We start from the raw sequence: 3,071 nt of genomic DNA, 5'->3' as shown, positions 1-3,071 counted from the left end.
ATAGGTGGTGATAAGCCGCGGGATGGCCGTGGCGCTTGTCTTCGAAAACAACAACCGTTCGTGGCTATGGATTCCGGGCTCATCGCTGCGCGATGCCCCGGAATGACGGGCGGATGGATAACGCTCTCAATCTCGCAGACTCGTATCACTGCGAGGGTGCACACAGTCACAGTTGAAATCGTAGGGTGGGCAAAGCCAGCGGGCGGCGCGAAGCGCCGAACGATGGCGTGCCCACCATTGTCGCTCCGCGCGCGGACAGACGGTGGGCACGGCGCGTGAGACCGAGTATCTATCGTGAGACCGCCCAGGCGCCTTTGCCCACCCTACCGACCCAACCGTCATCGCGAGCGCAGCGACGCGATCCAGGGAGATGCGGGGCCTCTGGATCGCTTCGTCGCCTGCGGCTCCTCGCAATGACGGCTGTGGCTGAATAGCCGGTCGACTACTGGAAGATCCGACCGCGGTAATGATAGCTGCCGCTGTCATCGACATCGAACAGCTCGCCGATATCCGGATGCTTCACAGGTTCGCCCGAGGCGTCGGCCACGAGGTTCTGCTCGGGCACATAGGCGATGTAGCTGCTGTCGCCGCTCTCGGCGAGCAGATAATAGAACGGCTGCTCCTTGTCGAGCCGCTTGTCCATCGTGATCGCCCGCCAGCCCTCCTCCTCGGAGAATGACAGGTCGACGTCGAACACGACACCGCGCAAATCGTAGACGCGGTGCCGGGTCACCTGGCCGATCGTGAATTTTGCGTCCATACGCAGCATCACAGCACGTCCGATGTCTCAGGCCGCCGGCGAATGGGTCTGGCAGTTGGTCGGGCACACCCGGGCGCAGGCGCCGCAACCGATGCAGGCACCGGTGTCGTGCATGACCATGATCTTCTTCTCCACCTCGTCATCCTCGTCGTCGTCGAGCTCGACGAACTCGCCCTCGTCGTTGATGCCCTTCAGGGTCATCACCTCGCGACCGCACACCTTGTAGCAGCGGCCGCAGCCGATGCACTTGGCCGCATCGATCGCGACCAGATAGTCCGGCCGCCAGTCGCGGCCGTCGCGGGTTGAATTGGACATGATGACGGATCCTCGTCCAGGCTTATGCGGCCTCGAGCTTCTTCAGCTCGGCCCGCTTCTTCTCCAGCTCGGCGAATGCCTCGTGTGCCTTCTGCGCGGTCGGGAGGATCTGGTCCCAGTTGATGGGCAGCTCCTCCGACAGATCATGCAGGTTCATCTTGGCATCCATGGCGCGGGCCGACAGCTTCTTGATCTCGGCCTTCAATGTATCCAGATCGCTCATCGTCTCATCCTCGCCTTCAGTAATTCGCGACGTCCTTGAACTTCTCGATCATCTCGACGCCCGCTTTGACGAACTTGTCGCCCTCGTCGGCGAGCTTGCCGAGATTGTCGAAGCCGAAGCGGTGCACGTCGCGCAGCTGCTTGTTGACCACGATCAGCCGTCCGCCGATCAGCACCATGCGGCCGAAACCCTCATGGCTCATCTTCAGCATCGGCGAGATCATCACGCCGGTGGCCTTCTCGATCGACAGCGCGATCGCGTTGAAGAACAGCTCGAGCCGCCAGATCGTCTCCGGATCGGGATCGCCGATGATCGGCAGCGCCCGCCGCTTCTCCTTGTCCAGGATGTAGGGCTCGAGCAGCTCGACGTCCTTCTTGCCTTCCCAGGCGCCATGGGTGTCCTGGGCGCGCCAGACCTTGATCAGCTCCTTGACGAAAGGCCGCTGCTCGGCGGGGACGACTTCTTCTACGACTGCGGTATCCGACATGTTCGTTTCCTCATTCCTCGAAATCGAGCGCGCTTTCCCTGCCTTTGGCCAAGGCCTTGCGCAGCCACGGCGGCGGCGTGCCCTTCAGCACCGCCTGCAGCTTGCCGAGGAGATCGGTGATCTCCTCGGGCTGGGTGACCTTCATCGGGTGGATGTTGTTGGCGACGACGCGGGCCGCGCCGGAGCCGCCGATCGCCGCGACATAGAGGATCGCGCAATCCTTGATCGCCTCGATCTTCGGCGCCAGCTTGTCCTCGTTGCCGTCCTCCTTGAGATCGCCGTCGAACTCGACGGTCTCGACGAAGCGGTAGCCCTCGGGATCGAGATCGTAGATCGCGATGTTCTTGGCCCAGCCGAAATGGGCGTCGACGCGTTTCAGATCCTGAGTAGCGAATGCGACTTTCATGTCGTCGGTCCTTTCTCCTGACGCGTCAATGCAGCGGTGCCACGACCGCGGACTCTGGTGAAGCCTGCTGGAAATCCTTCCAGGGATCGATCCAGGTGTCCGGGGTCGGCTGATGGTTGTCCTCGCGATCGGCGATGATCAGGTTGGCCAGCGCGAACACCAGGTCGCGCGTGCCGCGATAACCGACCGTCAGCAGGTGCCCGGCTCCCAGCCGGTCGAACATCGGAAAGCCGATCCGATAGAACGGGATCTTCAGCCGCGCTGCCGCCTGGCGGCCGTGCGAATGCGTCATCATCAGCCCGCAATCGCGCTCCTTGGCGCGCGTCTCCAGATCCTCGAGATCGCCGATCAGCACCTCTTCGCAAGGCATGCGCTCGAGCACCGGCGACTGCGTGGTGGTGATGGCGACGGAGATCTCGGCGCCCATGTCGTGCAGCATGCTGGCGACGTCGAACAGGAGGTCCGGCTCGGCGCCGATGGCAAGCTTGCGGCCGCCGATGTGGAAATGCGCATCCAGCATCGCATCCGCGAGCTGGCCGCGCTGGCGGCGATATTTCGCCGGCACCGGACGGCCCGAGATCTCGCTCAGGAACGTCATGAACTCGTCGTTCGGCAGCAGGCCGCAGAGCCGCTCGAACAGCCGGTACGGCACACCGGTCCTGGCCTGCATGGCCTCCGCCGCGCGCTTCATCTGCGCGCCGATCGCGATCGTCCAGGACGCGCTGCCCATGGTCGCGATCTCTTCCAGGCCGATGCCGCCGATCGTGGTCGGCGTGAACTCGTCGGGGATGTGGCCGTCGAGCGAGCCGCCGATATCCGGCAGGAACGACGGCTCCAGGCCGAAATCCTCGAAGATGATGCGGAGCTCCTCGATATCGCC

The 3,071-nt window shown here is 63.5% G+C and carries 6 protein-coding genes; all 6 read right to left on the bottom strand.

The features are described 5' to 3' along the window. Positions 1 to 442: 442 nt before the first annotated feature. The gene (gene hspQ / locus BRAS3809_RS01185; protein WP_008960274.1) at positions 443 to 769 is read right to left on the bottom strand and encodes a heat shock protein HspQ; all 327 of its coding nucleotides are present in this window, start codon (positions 767 to 769) and stop codon (positions 443 to 445) included. 18 nt (positions 770 to 787) lie between these two features. Beyond that, positions 788 to 1,075: a ferredoxin III, nif-specific gene (gene fdxB / locus BRAS3809_RS01180; protein WP_008960273.1), complete on the bottom strand. Its 288-nt coding sequence runs from the start codon at positions 1,073 to 1,075 to the stop codon at positions 788 to 790. Positions 1,076 to 1,097: 22 nt separating this feature from the next. Continuing rightward, positions 1,098 to 1,298 carry a CCE_0567 family metalloprotein gene (locus tag BRAS3809_RS01175; protein ID WP_006609662.1) on the bottom strand — a complete coding sequence of 67 codons (201 nt, stop codon included), beginning with the start codon at positions 1,296 to 1,298 and terminating at the stop codon, positions 1,098 to 1,100. A gap of 16 nt (positions 1,299 to 1,314) precedes the next feature. Next, a complete protein-coding gene (locus BRAS3809_RS01170; RefSeq protein WP_006609661.1) occupies positions 1,315 to 1,785 on the bottom strand; it encodes a NifX-associated nitrogen fixation protein in 471 nt (156 codons plus the stop codon). Between the two features lie 10 nt (positions 1,786 to 1,795). Then, complete coding sequence (gene nifX / locus BRAS3809_RS01165; RefSeq protein WP_008960272.1) at positions 1,796 to 2,191, bottom strand: nitrogen fixation protein NifX; 396 nt, start codon at positions 2,189 to 2,191, stop codon at positions 1,796 to 1,798. A gap of 25 nt (positions 2,192 to 2,216) precedes the next feature. After that, on the bottom strand, positions 2,217 to 3,071 hold an 855-nt coding region (locus BRAS3809_RS01160; RefSeq protein ID WP_035654861.1), incomplete at its 5' end, for a nitrogenase component 1.

It is taken from the genome of Bradyrhizobium sp. STM 3809 (genome assembly GCF_000239795.1).
Classification (GTDB): Bacteria; Pseudomonadota; Alphaproteobacteria; order Rhizobiales; family Xanthobacteraceae; genus Bradyrhizobium.
Note: the sequence above shows the minus strand (reverse complement) of the source record. Positions and strands in the feature narration are given on the sequence as shown.